Genomic DNA, 19750 nt, shown 5'->3' with positions numbered 1-19750 from the left:
TCGCTCACTTATATTTGATCGGGCCCGGTATTTGAGTTGTTCTCGCGGCGGGCACTGGAGGGTCCAAATTGCGGTCTTCCGGACCTAAGATTTCGAGAGCGTAACCATTCGTTGCACGCGCGGCTGACCTGTGGCACTAACAGATGTCAGGTCTGGATCTTGGCCGCGCAATGTTGCACCTGTCGGTTGTGATTGGCGCCCTGGATCCGGGCGAGCAAGCCTGCAGACAGCAAGAACATCCGGACTACCCACTATGGCGAACCCAACCCCCAAGCCGAAGCAGACCACAGCCATCGATCACGGGGTCGGCAGCCGCATCGCGTTCCTTCGGGCGGCGAATGGACTGAGCCAGTCCGCGCTGGCCAGCGCGCTGGGCGTCAGCTTCCAGCAGGTCCAGAAGTACGAGACCGGCAAGAACCGTGTCGGTGCCGGCCGCCTGCAGGCGATCGCCGAGCGGCTCGGCGTTCCGGTCTCGAGCTTCTTCGAGCCCGAGCCCGAGGCGACGACGGATAGCGGTCCCGCGCTGCTGCGCGTCGCCGGCGCCGTCGAACTGCTCCGGGCCTACAATCAGATCGCCGACGATCAGATGCGCCGCGACGTGCTCTCCCTCGTCAAATCCGCGGCGCGGATCGGTCAGACCAAGACGTCGGACGGCGCGGCACCGCAGGCGGGCGGCGCTCCGCGCAACTCCTGACATCCGGGCCTTGCCCGGCGCCGATCCGGCGCCTTGCGGTCCCTGCAGGCGGGATCATGGACTCTCTCCCGACGCGTGTGACCCACCTGCTCGCCGACCTGCCGCTCCGGGCGGACGACGAGATCGTGTCGGTCCTGGTCTCCGAGCCGGGCCTGCGGGTGGAGCGCATCGTCTCGACCGGTCAGGCGAGCCCGCCGGGATTCTACTACGACCAGCCGGATACCGAGTGGGTCGCCGTCCTGACGGGCGCGGCCGACCTTCGGTTCGCCGACGAGGCGGAGGCCCGTCGCCTCGTCGCGGGTGACGCCGTGCTGATCGCGCCGCATCGTCGGCACCGGGTGGAGTGGACCGACTCACCCACCGTTTGGCTGGCGATCCATTTCGGGTCTCAAGTTGGCGCTACGGATCCGGCTTCGCGCGATCGGGACTAAGCACGATTCAGGCGGCGAATCGGGCGATCGCCACGGCCGTATCCCCGTAGACGCGCCGCTCCAGCTCCGCGAAGCCGGCCGGCCAGACGACCTGCGCGGCCTCGACCTCCTCGACGACGATGAGAGCCCCGGGCGCCAGCCAGGCGCCCTCGGCGGCGCTTTTCAGGGCGCACGGCGCGAGATCACGGCCGTAGGGCGGATCGCAGAAGACCAGCGAGAAGGTGCCCGCCGTGGAGGCCGGGCCGAGACGGGTCGCGTCCCGCCGAAACAGGCGCGTCACGCCTTCGGCACCCAGGGCCTCGATGTTCTCGCGGATCACCGCGCGCGCCTCGGCGCCCTCGTCGACGAGGAGGGCGTAGGCGGCGCCCCGCGAGAGCGCCTCGAAGCCGAGGGCACCCGTACCGGCGAACAGGTCGAGGACCCGGGCGCCGGCGACGGCGTCGTCGTAGGCGTGGGCGAGCACGTTGAACAACGATTCCCGCAGGCGGTCCGATGTCGGCCGAATGGCGTCGGTGCGCGGCGTGGCGAGCCTGCGGCCCCGCCACGCGCCGCCGACGATCCTCACCGCGTCCCGCGCGGCGGCCGGCCGCCGCCGGGCTTGGCGCCCCCGCGCGGCGCACCGGGACGAGCACCAGGACGACCGCCCGTGTCCGACCCGCGCGCGGGTCCGTTGCGCCGACCCTGGCCAGCCCCCTTGCCGGCGAAACCGCCGGGCTTGCCACCGGGGCGGCTTCCGCCGGGACGCGCACCCCCGGTCTTCGGGCCACCGAACGCGGGCTTGCTCCCGGCAGCAGCGGGCTTCTGGCCGCGGAAGCCGCCTGGCTTCCGCGACGCGCCCTCCGCCGGCCCGGCGTCGAACGGTCGGTCGCGCCGGCCCCCGGGCTTGCCCCCGCGCTCGTCGAATCGCCGCTCGTCCCGCGGAGCCTCGCTCCGCGCGCTCTCGCGGCGCGGGCGCTCATCGCCGCGGCGCTCATCGCGCCGACCGGCGGGGCGCTCCTGCCGCTCCGGCATCCCCCGGTCGGCGAAGCGGCGCTTCGGCTTGGCGACGGGCTCGGGCTCCGCCGGCGTTGCGGACAGGCGCTCGACGACGACCCGGCGGTCGCCGGCCCGGATCGAGCCGACGCGCTCGCGGCCGCGTTCTGCCGCGGCCGCCTGCGCGGCCCGGGGATCCGCGCCGCGCCGGGGAATGCGCGTCCCCCGCGGCTTGGCCGCGTCCTCGTCGCGCCACGCGGAGTTGCGCGGTCCGGGACCGGTGCCCCCGGTCGAGACGCGCGGCGCCGGCGCGGGACGCGCGGCATTGCGCCGGGAAGATGCCGGCTGCGACGATTGGGCGTCCCGATCCGCCGGGCGGGTGCCACCGAACGGCGAGATCGGCTCGCGGACCGGACTGTCGAAATCCACGCCGGCCTGCTCGGCGAGGCTCTTGCCGAGCTGATCCTTGAGGACGCGGGTCCGCACCTCCTCGACCAGGCCAACCTCCAGGTCGCCGAGCTGGAAGGGCCCGAAGGAGAGCCGGATCAGCCGGTTCACCGACAGTCCGAGATGCTCGAGGATGCGCTTGACCTCGCGATTCTTGCCCTCGCGCAGGCCGAGCGTCAGCCAGACGTTGTCGCCCTGGACGCGGTCGAGGGTCGCCTCGACGGGGCCGTACTCCATCCCGTCGATGGTGACGCCCTTGGACAGCCGGTCGAGTTGCGCCTGATCGGTGTCGCCGTGGGCGCGGACTCGGTAGCGGCGCAGCCAGCCCGTGTCGGGATGCGCGATCACCTTGGCGAGCCCGCCGTCATTGGTGAGCAGCAGCAGCCCCTCGGTGTTGATGTCGAGCCGTCCGACCGCCACGACCCGGGGCAGATCCTCCGGGAGCACGTCGAACACCGTCTGGCGGCCCTCCGGGTCCCGGGCGGTCGTCACTACGCCCCGCGGCTTGTGGAAGATCCACAGGCGGCTGCGCTCCCGCGACGGCATCGGCTCGCCGTCGATCAGGATCCGGTCGTTCTCCGTGACATTGCGGGCCGGGGATGTCAGCGTCTCGCCGTTGACGCTCACGCGTCCGGCCAGGATCATCGTCTCGGCGTCGCGCCGCGAGGCGACGCCGGCCCGTGCCATCGCCTTCGCGATGCGCTCGCCGGGCGGCGTCTCGATCAGGGCTTCGGCGTCCGCGGACGCTTCGGGACCTGGCTCCGGCTGCGGCTCTGGCAGAGGCTCCGCCTGCGGGGCGGGCTGCGGCTTGGCCTTCCGCGCCGTCTTCTTCGCGGCAGAACTGGCAGGCCGCTCGGTGTCGGCATCGGCACGGCCCGCATCGGTGGGCGGTGCCCAGCTCTCGGTGCGCGCTGACTCGGGGGCCGGACGGGCGGTCCCCTCCGGCTTATCGTCGTTCGGCAAGTCGCTCATGCCTGCCGCTTATCAGAGCCGGTTCCGACAGGCGAGACGGGTTGTGCACCGGTGCGAGTCGCCTCAACGCGAAGAGGCGGCCCGTCGGGACCGCCTCGAAGACTTGGATGGCGGGTCGAAGACCCGCATTCGTCAGAGTCTCGGCGAGCGCCCGCGCATCACGCCGAACACGGCGGAGATCAGGAACAGCGCGATCGCCACGAAGAAGACGATCTTGGCCGCCTCCATCGCCGTGCCGGCGATGCCGCCGAAACCGAGGAGCGCCGCCACGAGAGCGACGACGAGAAACGTGACAGCCCAGCCGATCATGGCATCCTCGCGTTATTCGGGTCGGTTCAGTTCTGGAACCCGCCCGAGGCGGGTTCCGTTCCGGTCGCGCTCGACGATCAGAGCTTGTCGGTGGCGGACTTCACCGCGCTCTTGGCGTCGCCGACGGTGCCCTGGGCCTTGCCCTTGAGTTCCTGGGCGGCACCTTCGGCCTTGAGCTTGTCGTTACCGGTCACGTCGCCGATGCCCTGCTTGGCCTTGCCGACGGCCTCGTTGGCGACGCCCTTGATCTTGTCGGTGGTGCTGCTCATGGCGTTGTCCTCTTGTTCGATCTGCGGCGGCGCCGCACTGGTTCCTGAAACGGTCACGGTCGGCGGAATGTTCCAGGTCTTAACATTGACTTGGGTCAGGCAAGCCCGCCGCCCCGGGCCCGTCGCGTCAGTGGGATGAGAACAGCTTGGCTGCCGATCCGATCCATCCGGCACGGGCGGAAACGTCCGGACCGCTGACCGCGCTCGATCACGCTTTCGCGGCCGCCCGCGCCGCGGCCGCTGCCGGGGAGGTCCCGGTCGGCGCCGCGGTGGTCCGGGACGGGGTCATCCTGGCGGTGGCGCATAATCGGCCGCGCGAATTGCACGACCCGACGGCGCACGCGGAGATCCTGGCGATCCGCGCGGCCTGCGCGGCCCTCGGCACCGAGCGCCTCGTTGGCTGCGATCTCTACGTCACCCTGGAGCCGTGCCCGATGTGCGCGGGCGCGATATCCTTCGCGCGCATCCGGCGGCTCTACTACGGCGCGGCCGATCCGAAGGGGGGTGGGGTCGAGCACGGGCCGCGCGTCTTCGATCAGCCGACCTGCCACCACGTGCCGGAGGTCTACGGCGGGTTCCGCGAGCGCGAGGCGGCCGATCTGCTCCGGGCGTTCTTCGCGCAGCGCCGCGACTGACGCGGGCGGGCGTACAGGTTCCCATCGGCCCTGGGCGGGTCAGCAGAGGAGGAGAGGATGATCCCGACCTATTCCAGAGCCCTGATCGTCGGGGCGGGCTCCGGCCTCAGCGCATCGCTGGCGCGCCTGCTCGCCGCCGACGGCATGACGATCGGCCTCGCCGCCCGGAACGTCGACAAGCTCGCCGCACTGGCGGCGGAGACGGGCGCGGCGGTCCATGCCTGCGACGCCAGCCAGCCCGCTGAGGTCGAGGCGCTGTTCGCCCGCCTGGAGCCGGCGCTCGGCGGTCCGCCGGACGTCGTCGTCTACAACGCGAGCGGTCGTCTCCGCGGCCCGGTCGCCGATCTCGACCCGGACGCGGTCGCCCAGGCGCTGATGGTGTCCGCGTACGGTGGTTTCCTCGTGGCGCAGGCCGCGGCGCGCCGCATGCTGCCGCATCGCCACGGCGCGATCCTGCTCACCGGCGCCTCGGCGAGCGTGAAGGGCTTCGCGGGATCGGCCCCGTTCGCGATGGGGAAGTTCGCGCTGCGGGGACTGGGTCAGAGCCTCGCCCGGGAATTGCAGCCCCAGGGGATCCACGTCGCGCACATCGTGATCGACGGCGCCATCCGCAATCCGGCCCGCGGCGGCGAGCCGCCGGAGGCCCCCGACAGCCATCTCGATCCCGACGCCATCGCCAGGGCCTATCGCGACCTCCTGCGCCAGGATCGTAGCGCCTGGACCTCCGAACTAGAACTGCGTCCCTGGACGGAGCGGTTCTGAGGCCGCCTCAGGGATTCACGCGCAGGCCGAGCAGGAAGGTGTTCTCCCGGAAGCTGGACCCGGCGACCGTGCTGTCGAACTTCTGATAGATGTACGTGCCGCGCAGGGTCAGCCAGCGGGTGAAGTGGTAGTCGAGCCGCGCGGTCGCCGAGAACCCGTTCTCGCGGATGCTGCTGCTCTGGTAGTCGTTCCGGAGATACGATCCGCCGAGGACGATCGAGAGGTTGCGCAGCAGGTCGTGCTGCACCTCGAGCGTCGCGACCTCGGTGAGCACGCCGCTGGAGCCCGGGATCGTCGTCTCGGTGACGCCGGTCGCGGCAGTGAGACGGACGGTCGTGAGCGGACTCGCCGCCCAGACCAGGGCCGCGTTGAGCAACGGCGCGTTGATGTCGCGCAGGCTCGAATCGACGTAGGTCCGATGCTGGATGCCGGCGGAGATCTCGCCCGTCACCGAGCGCGCGAGGCCGATGCTCGTCCCGAAGGCGACCGCGATGCCGTCTGAGTCGCGCCGGACGCCCGTCGCGTCGAAGCGCCGGTCGTAGACGCGCGTGTCGCCGAGCAGGTCGATGAACGGGCTGAAATCCGGGTTGATCTCGTAGGCCGTGCGCAGCTGCAGGCTGTACTGGTTTAGGTTGCGGTCGGACTGATTGACGATCGTGCCGTCCGCCAAACGCGCATTGTCGAACTCGGAGCGGTCGACGGACCCGCGCAGGGTGACCGACAGGCGGTTGAACGTCTCCGTCGCCCCGAGCGAACCGCCGTAGACGGCCAGGAGCGGCCGTGTCGTGGCGGTGGCAGCCTGGAGGTTGGCGCTCGACGTGCGCTGCGTGTCCACCAGGAACCGCCCCTCCGCGTCGATGCGCAGGTCCCGGTTGGCGTCGATGCGCAGCCGGACCACGCCGTCTGCCGCGGGGCGGCTCGCGGCCTCGTTCTGCGGGGTCTCGAGGTACGAGCCCCGGAGCGAGCCCTGCAGCGAGCTGGAGGACCAGTTGCTCCGGAAGTCGACCGTGGCGTCGGTGCGCAGCGCGACCGAGCCCTTGGCGATCTGGCGGGTGGTCTGGTCCGGGTTCGAATCGTAGCCGACGCTCTGGGCGAAGGTGGGCAGGACCGTGAAGGTGCCGACCTGATAGCCGATCGGCGCGTAGGCCGGATCGGTGGGGATCGCGCGCGCTAGGTCGGTGCCGAGGATGAAGCCCGGGGTCAGGAGGCCGAGGGCCGGCGCGATCGACTGGAACGGGAGGATCGGCCGGATCGGCGTCACGACCTGCGGGTTCGGGACCCCGACGACCGCCTGCTGGACCACCGGCGTCAGCCGCAGCGCCGGCGGCGGTATCTGCGTGACGTCCTGAGTGACCCGCCGCGTCGCCGAGCCGATCCGCCGCGGCGGAGCGGCGCGCGTGCGCAGGAGGGTCGACGGCGCGAGATTGGCCGGTGCCGTCGAGGATCCGCCGGTGCGCCGTCCCCCTGTGGTGACGCGGGTGCTGAGCTGGGACACGCCGGGCTGACCCGGGATCTGCGTCTGCGCGGGGGGCGAGAGCGGCGACCGGAGGCTGTCACCGCCGGTCTGCTCGCCGCCCGCCGCGTCGCCGCCGAGCGCCCCGCGATTCTGGTCGCGGCTCAGGCCGTCCGGGATGGTGCGCTTGAGTGTGGGCAGGCCGTTCGGGCCCGTGTCCTGGCCGATGCCGGGATTGTCGGGCTGGCCGGTAACCGGGCTGGTCGCGTCGAACCGCTGGGCTGCCGCCGGTGCCGCGAGCGTGACGCCGAGCGCCGCGGCGGCGAGCCGCATCCTCCGCCGTTCCCACCGGTCAGCCGCCGTCCGCACCTGATCCCGGTCTCCGCCAAAGTCCCCGGCACCAGAGCGCGGAGATTACAGGTCACACCACCCCGGAACAGTGCCGGTATGGTTAACGAACCTAGCGTCGACGTGGTTAATGCCCCGTCAACGGCGGTGGGGCGGAAGGTTTGCGGCCCATCGATCCCGTCTCACCTGTCGATCACGAATACGTTTGAGCTATTTCGTGCACTATGCTACATAGGTGCAGACTTCGGTCGACTCCGAGAGGAATTGATCGGCCCGAATGAATGTAACTCCTGAGGTTTGCCGTGAGTGAGAACGCAGGCAGTGAGCACAGCACGGCGATCGGGCTCGCGGTCGATATCGTCGCCGCTTACGTGTCGAACAACTCCGTTCCGGTCTCCGAACTTCCCGGATTGATCGGCGGTATCCACGCGGCGCTGAACGGTTTGACAACTCAAGGTCGCGCCGCGAACTCGAGCGTCGAGAAGCTCAGTCCGTCGCAGATCCGCAAATCGGTCACGAATGATCACATCGTCAGCTTCGAGGACGGGAAGCCGTACAAGACGCTCCGGCGTCACCTGACGCTGCGCGGCCTGACGCCCGAGGCCTACCGGGAGAAGTGGGGCCTGCCCCGGGACTATCCGATGACCGCGGCGAGCTATTCGGCGCAGCGATCGGAGCTGGCACGCGCCCTCGGGCTCGGACAGCAGCGCCGGAAGACCCGCGGAGGGGCCGCGGCCGCCATCGAGGTGCCCCCTGCGCCGACTGCGAAGGCGCGGAGGCGTAAGAAGGTACCGGCTGAGTGAGAGGTCCGAGCGGGGGCTAAGCCGCGTCGTATCCGCGACGCGGCCCTTGCGCGCCGCGCAACTGTGCGCCGCGCCTCCGACGCTATCCATCGGTGACCGCGCTGCGATGCTGCTCTGCACCATCGAGCTCAGCCCGCGCCGAAGGACGTCCCCGTGCCGCCCCTGCCGATCCTCGCCCTCGCCGTCGCCTCGTTCGGGATCGGCACGACCGAATTCGTCATCATGGGCCTGCTCCCGGAGGTGGCGCAGAGCTTCGGCGTCACCATTCCCCAGGCCGGCTACCTCGTCTCGGGCTACGCCATGGGCGTGGTCGTGGGCGCGCCGATCGTGGCCATCGCGACTGCGGGCCTGCCGCGCAAGACCGCGCTGCTGGCGCTGATGGCGGTGTTCCTGGCCGGCAATCTCGGTTGCGCGCTGGCGCCGAGCTACGCCCTGCTCATGGCCGCCCGGATCCTCACGGCCTTCGCGCACGGCGCGTTCTTCGGTATCGGCGCCGTGGTGGCGCGGGATCTCGTGCCGCGGGAGAAGCGCACGCAGGCGGTCTCGCTGATGTTCGCGGGCCTCACCCTCGCCAACGTGCTCGGTGTGCCGCTGGGCACCGCCCTCGGGCAGGAGGCGGGCTGGCGCTCGACCTTCTGGGCGGTGGTCGTGATCGGGCTCGCGGCCGGGCTCGCGATCCAGCTCTGCGTGCCGGACGGGCTTCCCGGGACCCGCGGCCGGCTCGTCAGCGAGTTTCGCGCGCTCGGGCGCTGGCCGGTGCTGCGGCCGATGCTGATCTCGACGCTGTCCTCGGTGAGCTTCTTCACGGTGTTCACCTACATCACGCCGTTCCTGACCGGCGTGACCGGCTTCACGCCGCAGGGCGTGACCGGCGTGCTGTTCGCCGCCGGCACGGGCCTGACCGTCGGCAATCTCCTCGGGGGGCATCTGGCCGACCGGGGCCCGATGGCCACCATCGTCGGCAGCTTCCTGGGCATTGTCGCGACCCTGCTGGTGCTCGCCGCGGTCGCGCACCATCCGGCGCTCACGGTGGCGGTCGTGGTGCTCTGGTCGGGCCTGGTCTTCGCCCTGGTCTCGCCCCTCCAGATCTGGGTCGTGGAGGCGGCGAGCGACGCGCCGAACCTTGCCTCCACGCTGAACCAGGGCGCGTTCAACCTCGGCAACGCCACCGGCGCCTGGATCGGGGGCACGGCGCTGACCCTCGGGGCCGGCTACGGCCAGTTGCCGCTGATCGCCGCCGCGGTGTCACTCGCCGGGCTCGGACTGGTGCTCACCGCGGTCGGCCGCGGACGCCGGAGCGTCATACCGGCATCCGCGCCCGGGGCGTGATCGGTCAGTCGGCCCGGACGAGGTCGCCGAGCAGGCTCGCCGCCACCGTCGCCTTGGAGACCGTGAGGCCGGAGGCGCTGATCGCGTCCACGGCCTCGCGGATCCGGGCGAGCGAGGTGCCGCGCGCCCGGATCCAGGCCTCCACCGCGTCCGGCCCGGCGCCGAGATCCGCCACGACCTCGGCCGTCAGCTTGCGGTGCGCTGCGGCGATGCCGGCGCCCGCGCGCTCCAATGCCACGCGGTCGAATGTGTCGGCCACCGGGACGGTCCGCGCCGCGGCGGCGAGATCGTCCAGCCGGAAGGCGTGCTCCAGGGCGAAATGCGTGGCCGCGACCTCCTCGACTGGGCGCCCACTGGCCTCGGCGACCCGGACAATGTCGGGGGCGGAGACCAACGCGCTGAGCGAGGCGAGGCGCCGCGCCTGGGCCGGGGCCATGCCGTGCCCGGTCAGCTCCGCCGCGCGGGCGCCGATCGTCGCCAGCGCCTCGTCGCCGAGCACGTTGGGGAGGGCGGCCTCCACGGCGGCGATGCCGTCCCGGTAGCGGGCGACCACCGGGGCGAGACCGCCGCCCAGGTCGAGGTTGCGGATGAACCACACGATCCGGTTCGTCAGCAGATCCTGCACCTCCGCGTAGAGGTCGAGCTGGCCCTGGCCGGGAACCCGACCGGCGAGGCCGTCGATGGCAAGGTTCAGCTCCATCAGGCCGAAGGCGTCGCGGGTCACCGCGTAGGCCTTGGCAATGGTCGCGGCGTCCGCGCCGGTGCCGTCGACGAGGCGCGTCACCAGCGACGGGCCGCCGCGATTGACGATGATGTTGGCGAGCGCCGTGGCGATGATCTCGCGGCGCAGGCGGTGTCCCTTGACGGCGTCGGGGAAGCGTTCGCGCAGGGCCTTCGGGAAGTAGCGCTGCAGCTCCCGGTCGAAGTACGGGTCGTTCGGCACGGCGCTCTCGAGGATCGCGTCGTGCAGCGACAGCTTCGCGTAGGCGAGCAGCACGGCGTATTCCGGGCGGGTCAGCCCCTCGTTCCGCCGCATGCGCTCGGCGAGCGTACCGTCGTCCGGCAGGAACTCCACCGCCCGGTCGAGCCGGCCCTCCGCCTCCAGTGCCTGCATCGTCCGCATGGCGAAGCCGGTCTCCCCCACCCCCCCGCGCTGGGCAAGGGACAGGGCGAGCGTCTGCAACTCGTTGTTGCGCAGCACGAGGCGCCCGACCTCGTCGGTCATGTCGGCGAGCAGGGTGTTGCGCGCCTCGTAGCTGAGCCTGCCGTCCCGCTCCGGCGTCATCAGTGCGATCTTGATGTTGACCTCGACGTCCGACGTGTTCACGCCGGCCGAGTTGTCGATCGCGTCGGTGTTGAGGCGGACGCCCGCGCGCGCCGCCTCGATGCGCCCGCGCTGCGTCAGGCCGAGATTGGCGCCCTCGCCGACGACCTTCGCGCGCAGCTCCGGCCCAGTGATGCGCAGGGCGTCGTTGGCGCGGTCGCCGGCATCTTCGTCGGTCTCGGTGGTGGCCCGGACATAGGTGCCGATGCCGCCGAACCAGAGCAGGTCGGCCGGCGCCTTCAGGATCGCCTGCATCAGCTCGGTGGGCGTCGCCTCGGACCGGTCGAAGCCCAGCGCGGACCGGATCGCCTCCGAGAGCGGCACGGTCTTCAGGCTGCGCGGGAACACGCCGCCGCCTTCCGAGATCAGGCTCTTGTCGTAATCCGCCCAGGAGGACCGTCCCAGATCGAACAGGCGCCGCCGCTCGGTGAAGCTCGCCGCGGCGTCCGGGTTCGGGTCGAGGAAGATGTCGCGGTGGTCGAAGGCCGCGATCAGGCGGATGCTCTCGGAGAGGAGCATGCCGTTGCCGAAGACGTCGCCCGACATATCGCCGACGCCGACCGTGGTGATCGGGTCGGTCTGCACGTCCACGTCGATCTCGCGGAAATGCCGGCGCACCGCCTCCCAGGCGCCGCGGGCGGTGATGCCCATGCCCTTGTGATCGTAGCCCTGACTGCCGCCGGACGCGAAGGCGTCGCCGAGCCAGTGGCCCTTCTCCAGCGAGAGGGCGTTAGCGATGTCCGAGAAGGTGGCGGTGCCCTTGTCGGCGGCGACCACCAGGTAGGCGTCGTCGGGATCGTGCCGCACCGTGTCGGGCGGCGGCACGATGGCGTTGTCGACGATGTTGTCGGTCAGTTCGAGCAGCGTGCGGATGAAGATCCGGTAGCTCTCGGTCCCCTCCTGCATCCAGGCGGCGCGGTCGGAGGCCGGCGGCAGCCGCTTCGGGAAGAAGCCGCCCTTGGCGCCCACCGGCACGATCACGGCGTTCTTCACCTGCTGGGCCTTCACGAGGCCGAGGATCTCGGTGCGGAAATCCTCCGGCCGGTCGGACCAGCGCAGGCCGCCGCGGGCCACGTAGCCGAAGCGGAGGTGCACGCCTTCGACGCGGGGCGAGTAGACGAAGATCTCGAAGAACGGCCGCGGCAGCGGCATCGCCGTCACCTTGGCGCAGACGAACTTGAAGCTGATCGTCTCTCGCGGCTGCCCGTCGGCGCCTGTCTGGTAGAAGTTCGTCCGAACCGCCGCCTCGACGAGGTTGACGAACCGGCGGAGGATCCGGTCGTCGTCGAGGCTCGTGACCTCGGCGAGCGCCGTCTCGATCTCGGCGCGTACCTCGGCCTCCTGCGCGGTCCGGTCACCGATGAGCGCCGGGTCGAACCGGGCGCGGAACAGTGCCACGATCGCGCGCGCGATCCCGGCGTGGCGGCTCAGCGTGCCCGCGAGGTAGTCCTGCCCGTAGCGGATACGCAGCTGGCGCAGGTAGCGGCCCAGGGCCCGGAGCAGGGCCGCCTCCCGCCAGGGGAGAGCCGCCTCAAGGACGAGCCGATTGTACCCGTCGGACTCGGCGATACCGTCCGCGATGGCGAGCATCGCGGCCTCCAGCGGGCGTTCCAGCGCCGCGAGGTCGATCGGGGCGCCGGTGGCGCGCTCGATCAGCATGTCGTGCAGCCAGACCCGCGCGGCCTCGTCCGTCCCGGACGGCGCGATCTGGTACGTGCGCTCGTTGATGACGCGGAAGCCGAGATTCTCGAGCGCCGGGACCCGGTCGGACAGCGCGATCGCCGTGCCGCGCGAGAACGCCTTCAGGCGGACCTGCGCCGCGGGGTCGCTGGGCCGCCGACCGAGATGGACGGCCCGCGGCTGAGTCTCGCCGAGGCTGTCGAGGATCGTCACGTCGGCGACGGCGACCTCAGGCTGGAAATTGTCCCGATAGGCGGCCGAGAACGCGTCGCCGTAGCGGGCGGCGAGTTGCCGCGCGCGGTCGCCCCCCTGGGATTCGGCCAGCGCCGCCCGCAGCGCGTCGCCCCAGGTCCGGACCAGGGCGACGATCCCGGCCTCCAGGGAGGCGGGATCGTGCTCGGGGCTGCCCTGATCGGGCAGGCCGATGATGTAGTGGATCCGGGCGAGCGAGCCTTCCGGGTAGTCGGGGTAGGACGCGCTGAGCCGCCCGCCGTAGGTCTCGGCGAGGTAGCTGCCGATCCGTCCGCGGATCGCGGAATCGTAGCGGTCCTTCGGGACGTAGACGAGCAGCGACACGAAGCGGCCGAACCGGTCGGGCCGGGACAGCACGCGGACCCGCGGGCGGTCGGCCAGGGCGGCGATGGCCAGGGTGAAACGGTAGAGCCGCTCGCCGTCGATCTGGAAGAGCTCGTCCCGCGGGTAGCTTTCCAGCACGGCGAGGAGGCTGCGGCCGGCATGGCTCGTCGGGTCGAGGCCGGCGCGCTGGACGACGGCCTCCACCTTCCGGCGCAGGACCGGAACCTCGCGGGCCGGGCTCGTGTAGGCGGAGGCTGTGAACAGGCCGACGATCCGCACCTCGCCCGACAGCTTGCCGAGGCCGGAGAACAGCTTGACGCCGATATAGTCCAGGTAGGCCGAGCGGTGGACCCGGGACTTCACGCTGGCCTTGGTGATGATCAGCGGCTGCGGCTCTTCCAGGAAGGCGAGGATCTCCGGCGTGTAGTCCACCGGCGTCCGGCCGCGGCGCAGGGGCGTAGCGCCGGGATCGCGGAGCACGCCGAGGCTCGACCCCTCGACCAGCGGGTGGGCGTCGCCGGCGATGCCGTGCTCCTGCATGCCGAGGATGAGGAACTGGCCGTCGGTCAGCCATTCGAGAAAGGCGCGCGCCTCCTCGGTCTCCGGTTCCGGCGTCGGGGTCGGCCCGCGCCCGAGATCGGCGGCGAGGTCGGTGAGGCGCGCCAGCATGGCGTCGTGGTCGTCGCTCGCCAGGGCGACATCCCGGTAGACCGTCGCGAGGGCGTTCAGGAGCCGCTCGCCGGTCTCGGCCGCCACGGGGTCGAGGTGGATGTGGATGAAGCTCTCGCGCGCGAGACTGCCCTGCGCGTCCGCGGTCGTCTCCCCGACCACCCGGATGAGCCCGCCGGCACCGTCCCGCTTCACCCCGAGGATCGGGTGCGCCACGAGCTGCGGGGCGAGGCCCTGCTCGGTCAGTTCGGCCAGGGTCGAGTCCAGCAGGAAAGGCCGGTTGTCGTTGATGACCTCGAGGACCGTCATCTCGCGGGCACGGCCGTCGCGGACCAGCTCGCTGTCGCTCAGCCGCATCCGCGCCGGGTCGCCGGGCCTGCGGGGCTCGGACAGGAAGGCGCGGGCGCGGGCGGCGAGATCCGCCAGGACCGAGGCGTCGTAGGGGGCGAGATCCTCCGGTGTCACGCGGCCGAACAGGTCGCGGACGAAGCCGCCCGGTCCGCCCTGCTCGGTGACGAGGTCGGCGGCCGCCTCTATCAGCCCGGTGCGGGCCGTCTTCTGCTCCGAGGAGGACAACGCCGTCGCGGTCTCGAGTGTCATCGCGCTTCTCCCGAACCGGGTCACTCGCCCAAGCGATAGCAGCGTGACCGGCCGTGTCGATGACGGCGCCGGCCCGTTTCCGGGCCAACGGGTGTCGATCGCCGCGAACCGTCAGCTTCGGCTTGCGGGGACCGCGATACGTGCATATACACCTATGCCATGAGCGCCCCGTCGCCCGAGCCGTGCACCTGCTCCGCCCTGCGCCGCGCCACGCGCGCGCTGACGGCGAGCTACGACGCCGCCCTGAAGCCGACCGGGCTCCGGGTGACGCAGTTCGCGATCCTGCGCCATCTCGACCGGCTCGGGCCTGTCCCGGTCTCGCGCCTGGCCGCTGAGGCGGCGCTGGAGCGGACCACGATGGGCCGCAACCTCGACCCGCTCAAGCGCCGCGGGCTCGTCTCGGTCACACCCGGCGCGGTGGATCCGCGCGAGCGCCGCGTGTCCCTGACCGCCTCGGGCCGCGAGGCCCTCGCGGCCGCGACGCCCTACTGGCGCGAGGCGCAGAGCCGCATCAACGCCCGGGTCGATCCCGCGACCGTCTCCGCGGTCGCGGAGGCCCTGATCTCCGCCGCCTGACCGATCCGCCCCGCTTCCGGAGCCCGTCCATGACCGCCCTGACAGAGACGCGCCCCGGCTCGCGCCTGCACTACGCCTGGATCGTCGTCGCGGTGACCTTCCTGGTCCTGCTCGTCGGGGCCGGGGTCCGGGCGACCCCGAGCGTGCTGATCGTCCCCTGGGAGCGGGAATTCGGCTGGACCGCTGCCACGATCAGCGTCGGCATCGCGCTCAACATCTTCCTGTACGGAATGATCGGTCCGTTCGCGGTGGCGATCATCGAGCGGTTCGGCCTGCGGCGCTCGGTCTGCGGCGCGCTGCTGATCCTGGCGATCGGCACCGCCGCCACGAGCCTGATGACCGCGCCCTGGCAGATGGTCCTGCTCTGGGGCCTCGTCGTCGGATCCGGATCCGGGATGGTGGCCAACGTGCTGGGCGCCACCGTGGCGGGACGCTGGTTCGCCAAGCGCCGGGGGCTGGTGCTCGGCCTGCTGACGGCGAGCAGCGCCACGGGTCAGCTCGTCTTCCTGCCGATGCTGGCCTCGCTCGCGGTCGGGCAGGGCTGGCGCTCCGTCTCCCTGGTGGTCGCCGCCGCGACCCTGGCGCTGATCCCGCTGGCCGCGCTGTTCCTGCGCGACCGGCCGGCGGATCTCGGCCTGCCGCGCTACGGCGAGGACGCGGTGACGCCGACGCCGGTTCTGACCGAGAACCCGGCCGTGCGGGCGCTCCGCGGGCTGCGCATCGGCCTGCGCTCCCGGGACTTCTGGCTGCTCGCCGGGACGTTCTTCATCTGCGGCGCCTCGACGAACGGGCTGATCGGCACCCACCTGATCCCCGCCTGCATCGATCACGGCATCGCCGAGGTCACGGCCGCCGGCCTGCTGGCGCTGATGGGGATCTGCGACCTGATCGGCACCACGGCGTCGGGCTGGCTGACCGACCGGTTCGACTCGCGCAAGCTTCTCGCCTGGTACTACGGCCTGCGCGGCCTCTCGCTGATCTTCCTGCCCTACTCGTTCGACTACAGCTTCTACGGCCTGTCGCTGTTCGCGGTGTTCTACGGCCTCGACTGGATCGCCACGGTGCCACCCACGGTCCAGCTCGCGGGCAAATCCTTCGGGGAGGAGAACGCCGCGCTGATGTTCGGGTGGATCGCGGCCGCGCACCAGATCGGCGCGGCGTCCGCGGCGTGGCTCGCCGGCATGGTCCGGACCGAGAGCGGCACCTATCTCGGCGCCTTCGTGTCGGCCGGCCTGCTCTGCCTCGTCGCAGCCCTGATGGCCGCCTTCGTGGGCCGCAAGCCCGACGCGCCGGCCCTGCGCCCGCTGCCGGCCTGAACTGCGCGGCGCGGGCAGGGTTGTCACAACTGCGCCGTGAAGGACGAGCCCTGATCGGCCCGTTCCCGCGCACCCCGAGAGCCCGCCGTGACCATCGCGATTCGGCCCGTGCCGCCGGTCCAGGACGTCCGCGCCCCGCGGCCCTGGTCGGGGCCGGGCTTCGCCGAGTTCGTCGCCATCATCGCCCTGATGATGGCGGTGACGGCGATCTCCATCGACAACCTGCTGCCCGCCTTCCCGGCCATCGAGGCGCGGTTCGCGGTGGCCGACCCCAACCGGCTGCAGCTCCTCGTCTACGTCTACATGATCGGCTTCGGCTTCGCGCAGATCGTCTACGGGCCGGTCTCCGACGCCCTCGGGCGACGGCCGGTGCTGCTGGCGAGCCTCGCCGTCTACGTGATCGGCTGCTTCCTCGCCATGGTGGCGCCGAGCTTCGGCTGGCTGCTCGCCGCCCGGATCATCCAGGGCATCGGCGCCGCCGGTGGGCGGGTGCTGTCGGTGGCGATCGTGCGCGACCGGTTCGCCGGCCGCGAGATGGCGAGCGTTATGTCGCTCACCATGATGGTGTTCCTGATTGTCCCGATGATCGCGCCGGCGATCGGCGGCATGATGCTGGCGCTGGGCTCCTGGGTCTACGTCTTCGTCTCGATGCTGGTCCTCGCCTTCTGGCTGACGATCTGGTTCTCCCTGCGGATGCCCGAGACGCTGCACCCGGACTATCGCCGACCGCTCTCGCCGGCCGCGACCTGGGAGGCGATCCGCCTGACGCTGAAGACCCGCGTCGCCGTCGGTTACGCCACCGCGCTCGGGCTGATGACCGGCTGCATCATGGGCTACGTCGGCTCGGCCCAGCAGGTCTTCGATACCGGCCTGTACCACCTCGGCCCGCTCTTCCCGCTGGCCTTCGGGCTCGTGGCGGGTGCCATGGGGGCGGCGACGCTGATCAACGCCCGCGTGGTCCGGCGGCTCGGGATGCGGGCGATGTCGCACAGCGGCGTCATCGCCTTCACGCTCGTCGGCCTCGCGCAGGTCGGCGTCGGGCTGGCCTATCACGGCCACCCGCCGCTGGCCCTGTTCCTGTCGGTCCTCGCGGTGAATCAGTTCCTGATCAGCTTCGCGATGCCGAACTTCAACGCCCTCGCGCTGGAGCCCCTCGGCGCCATCGCCGGCACGGCCTCGTCGTTCCTCGGCTTCTACACGACGATCCTGGGCGCGTTCTGCGGCTTCCTGATCGGTCAGTCCTTCGACGGCACGGTGCTCCCGGTGGCGATCGGCTACGCGAGTCTCGGCGCCCTGGCGCTCCTCGTCGTCGCCTGGACCGAGCGTGGCCGCCTGTTCCGCGGCGGCGTCGGCGGTTGAGGCGTCGGCGGTTGAGGCGGCGTCCTTAACGGGGTCTTCAGCGGAAAGTTGCAACACTGCTGTCCTGATCCACCCGACCGGACACGCCGATGCTCGCCCGCGCCCAGGACGGAACCCTCCTCGTCGCGCGCCTGCTGCTGGCCGCCGCGCTCCTGCCGACCGGGATCGCCCGGGCGCTCAACGTGTCGGGGTTCGCGCTGACGCTCGCGGGGGCCGGGATGCCGTTTCCCAACGGCGTCGCCACCGCCGCCGTGGTGGTGCAGGTGTTCGGACCGCTCGCCCTGATCCTCGGCGTCCTGCCGGGGCTCACCGGGCTGGCGCTCGCGCTCTTCGCCGCCGTGACGGCCTTCGTGCTCCACCCGTTCTGGTACTATGTGGGACCCGCCGCGGTCGCCGAGCGCACGCTGATGCTGGCCGATCTCGGCCTCGCCGGCGGGTTCCTCATGTACGCCCTGAGCGGTCCGGGCGCGCTCAGCTGGCAGGGCTGGCGCGCCGGAACTCGCGCGGCGGCGCCCAGCGCGAAGCCCGCCTCCGCGAAGGCTTCCGGCAAGGGCAGCGCGCCGCGGAACGCCGGCAAGCGCGCTGCCGGCCGGCCGCCGGCCCGCGCCGCGGCCTGATCAGCCGTGCCGCGGCCTCATCTCGGTCGTCGGGGCGGGCGGCGCGGCAGCCATCTTCCGCCCGGAGATCTCCGCGCCGGCATCCGGCGACAGGTTGCGGAAGGCCAGTGCCGAGGCCGCCGAGATCACGGCGACGGCGAAGAAGGCCGGCCCGAAATCCGAGGCCTGGATCTCCGTTCGGCCGTGAAACCCGGCATACCCCTCGAGCGCGAGGGCGCCCAGCGTGACGCCGAGGCTCAGCGACAGCTGCTGGCAGACGCTGGCGAAGCTCGTGGCCGCGCTCATCTCCCTCGACTCGAGGTCGGCGTACGCGATGGCGTTGACGCAGGTGAACTGGATCGAGCGCGAGCAGCCGCCGACGAACAGCAGGATCACCATGATCCAGTGCGAGGTCTGCGCCGTGTAGAACCCGTTGACCGCCAGGAAGGCCGAGGCCAGCAGGGCGTTCCAGACCATCAGGGCGCGGAAGCCGGTGCGGCGCAGGATCCGCGGACCCAGGGTCTTCACGAACATCGCGCCGGCCGCCGCCGCGAAGGTGATCAGGCCGGACTGCAGCGCGTCGAGCCCGAAGCCGACCTGAAGCATCAGCGGCAGCAGGAACGGGATCGCCCCGGTGCCGATCCGGAACAGGCTGCCGCCGAGCACCGCGACCCGGAAGGTCGGCCGCCGCATCAGGTCGAGCCGGACGATCGGGTAGGGCACCCGCCGGGCATGCGCCCAGTAGAGGGGCAGGAGCACCGCGCCCGCGGCGAGGCAGCCCCACGAGACAGCTGCCGGCAGCAGGTGTCGGCCGAGGGAGGCGAGGCCGAGCATCAGGGCGGCGAGGCCGGTCCCGAGCAGCACGAAGCCGAGGAGATCGAGGGGCGGGCGCTCCGGCTCGCGCACATCCTCGAAGTACAGGCTCGCGAGGACGATCCCCGCGCAGCCGATCGGCAGGTTGATGAAGAAGATCCAGCGCCAGTCGAACCACGTGGTGATCAGGCCGCCGACCGGCGGACCCATCACCGGGCCGACGAGGGCCGGGAAGGTCAGGTAGGCGAGCGCCGTGACGAGCTGCGATTTCGGCACGCTGCGCAGCACCACGAGCCGCCCGACCGGCACCATCATGGCGCCGCCCATGCCCTGGAGGAACCGCGCGGCGACGAACCACGCGAGCCCGTTCGCGGCCGCGCAGGCGAGCGAGCCCGCCATGAAGACCACGAGGGCCGCCCGGAACACGGTCCGCGACCCGTACCGGTCGGCCATCCATCCGCTCACCGGGATGAAGATCGCCAAGCTGACCAGATAGGAGGTCAGCGCGAGCTTGAGGGCGATCGGGTCCTCGTGGAGGCTCGCCGCGATGCTGGGGAGCGCCGTGGCGATCACCGTGGAATCGGTGTTCTCCATGAACAGCGCGGTGGCGACCGTCAGGGGGACGATCCAGAGCGGTCTTTGGGTGGTCGCAGGCATCACACAGCAGACGCATGTCGCGCCGCCGCGGTTGCACGGCAGCGCGGCCACCTCGCACCCTCGTGTTTCGCGAATGTATCCATCGTGCAACAGAGGTTGAGCCGCGGTGCGGAGCCACCTTTTTCGCGGGTGCTCCAATGGCTAAGTTTCCATCACGCGT

General features: G+C 71.5%; 17 protein-coding genes. 10 read left to right on the top strand and 7 right to left on the bottom strand.

The window, feature by feature from the left end:
• The first annotated feature begins 253 nt into the window (after positions 1–253).
• Positions 254–694, top strand: a complete 441-nt coding sequence (locus ASG32_RS02120; RefSeq protein ID WP_056521969.1) for a helix-turn-helix transcriptional regulator — start codon at positions 254–256, stop codon at positions 692–694.
• A 56-nt stretch (positions 695–750) separates the two neighbouring features.
• The gene (locus tag ASG32_RS02115; protein WP_056521966.1) at positions 751–1125 is read left to right on the top strand and encodes a cupin domain-containing protein; all 375 of its coding nucleotides are present in this window, start codon (positions 751–753) and stop codon (positions 1123–1125) included.
• Positions 1126–1132: 7 nt separating this feature from the next.
• Here ASG32_RS02115 and rsmD read toward each other — a convergent pair whose 3' ends face one another.
• The 4 genes from rsmD to ASG32_RS02100 form a co-directional block, all read right to left on the bottom strand.
• Positions 1133–1690: a 16S rRNA (guanine(966)-N(2))-methyltransferase RsmD gene (gene rsmD / locus ASG32_RS02110; protein ID WP_056521963.1), complete on the bottom strand. Its 558-nt coding sequence runs from the start codon at positions 1688–1690 to the stop codon at positions 1133–1135.
• On the bottom strand, positions 1687–3516 hold the full coding sequence (locus ASG32_RS02105; RefSeq protein WP_056521960.1) for a pseudouridine synthase: 1830 nt from the start codon (positions 3514–3516) through the stop codon (positions 1687–1689). The genes rsmD and ASG32_RS02105 overlap by 4 nt, the downstream gene beginning before the upstream one ends.
• Before the next feature lie 132 nt (positions 3517–3648).
• On the bottom strand, positions 3649–3825 hold the full coding sequence (locus ASG32_RS32070) for a DUF1328 domain-containing protein (RefSeq protein WP_012317097.1): 177 nt from the start codon (positions 3823–3825) through the stop codon (positions 3649–3651).
• Between the two features lie 77 nt (positions 3826–3902).
• The gene (locus ASG32_RS02100) at positions 3903–4094 is read right to left on the bottom strand and encodes a CsbD family protein (protein ID WP_020091448.1); all 192 of its coding nucleotides are present in this window, start codon (positions 4092–4094) and stop codon (positions 3903–3905) included.
• Between the two features lie 146 nt (positions 4095–4240).
• Here ASG32_RS02100 and ASG32_RS02095 point away from each other — a divergent pair, with 146 nt between their 5' ends.
• Positions 4241–4729, top strand: a complete 489-nt coding sequence (locus ASG32_RS02095) for a nucleoside deaminase (protein WP_020091449.1) — start codon at positions 4241–4243, stop codon at positions 4727–4729.
• Positions 4730–4786: 57 nt separating this feature from the next.
• Entirely contained in the window at positions 4787–5491 is a 705-nt protein-coding gene (locus ASG32_RS02090) for an SDR family oxidoreductase (RefSeq protein ID WP_056521958.1), read from the top strand.
• A gap of 7 nt (positions 5492–5498) precedes the next feature.
• On the opposite strand, the gene ASG32_RS02085 is transcribed toward ASG32_RS02090, so the two are convergent.
• Entirely contained in the window at positions 5499–7277 is a 1779-nt protein-coding gene (locus ASG32_RS02085; protein WP_056521955.1) for an outer membrane beta-barrel protein, read from the bottom strand.
• A gap of 317 nt (positions 7278–7594) precedes the next feature.
• On the opposite strand from ASG32_RS02085, the gene ASG32_RS02080 reads away from it, so the two are divergent.
• Together ASG32_RS02080 and ASG32_RS02075 are read left to right on the top strand one after the other, a co-directional pair.
• Positions 7595–8095 (top strand): MucR family transcriptional regulator, encoded by a 501-nt coding sequence (locus tag ASG32_RS02080; protein ID WP_056521951.1) that lies wholly within the window; start codon positions 7595–7597, stop codon positions 8093–8095.
• Positions 8096–8248: 153 nt separating this feature from the next.
• Entirely contained in the window at positions 8249–9424 is a 1176-nt protein-coding gene (locus tag ASG32_RS02075) for an MFS transporter (RefSeq protein WP_056521948.1), read from the top strand.
• Between the two features lie 4 nt (positions 9425–9428).
• Here the strand turns inward: ASG32_RS02075 and ASG32_RS02070 are convergent, their stop codons facing one another.
• Positions 9429–14273, bottom strand: coding sequence for an NAD-glutamate dehydrogenase (locus tag ASG32_RS02070; RefSeq protein WP_056521945.1), 4845 nt, complete (start codon positions 14271–14273; stop codon positions 9429–9431).
• Positions 14274–14432: 159 nt separating this feature from the next.
• On the opposite strand from ASG32_RS02070, the gene ASG32_RS02065 reads away from it, so the two are divergent.
• From ASG32_RS02065 to ASG32_RS02050, 4 genes are all read left to right on the top strand, one after another.
• A complete protein-coding gene (locus tag ASG32_RS02065; protein WP_056521942.1) occupies positions 14433–14849 on the top strand; it encodes a MarR family winged helix-turn-helix transcriptional regulator in 417 nt (138 codons plus the stop codon).
• 29 nt (positions 14850–14878) lie between these two features.
• Positions 14879–16165 carry an MFS transporter gene (locus tag ASG32_RS02060; RefSeq protein WP_056521940.1) on the top strand — a complete coding sequence of 429 codons (1287 nt, stop codon included), beginning with the start codon at positions 14879–14881 and terminating at the stop codon, positions 16163–16165.
• Between the two features lie 192 nt (positions 16166–16357).
• Complete coding sequence (locus ASG32_RS02055) at positions 16358–17524, top strand: multidrug effflux MFS transporter (RefSeq protein WP_056522280.1); 1167 nt, start codon at positions 16358–16360, stop codon at positions 17522–17524.
• An 89-nt stretch (positions 17525–17613) separates the two neighbouring features.
• A complete protein-coding gene (locus tag ASG32_RS02050) occupies positions 17614–18141 on the top strand; it encodes a DoxX family protein (protein WP_020091458.1) in 528 nt (175 codons plus the stop codon).
• Here ASG32_RS02050 and ASG32_RS02045 read toward each other — a convergent pair whose 3' ends face one another.
• Positions 18142–19590: an MFS transporter gene (locus ASG32_RS02045; RefSeq protein ID WP_056522279.1), complete on the bottom strand. Its 1449-nt coding sequence runs from the start codon at positions 19588–19590 to the stop codon at positions 18142–18144.
• Positions 19591–19750: the final 160 nt, after the last annotated feature.

Origin of the sequence: Methylobacterium sp. Leaf361 (assembly GCF_001424445.1) — a bacterium.
In the GTDB taxonomy this organism is placed as follows: Bacteria; Pseudomonadota; Alphaproteobacteria; order Rhizobiales; family Beijerinckiaceae; genus Methylobacterium.
This window is presented reverse-complemented; position numbering and strand designations above follow the sequence as displayed.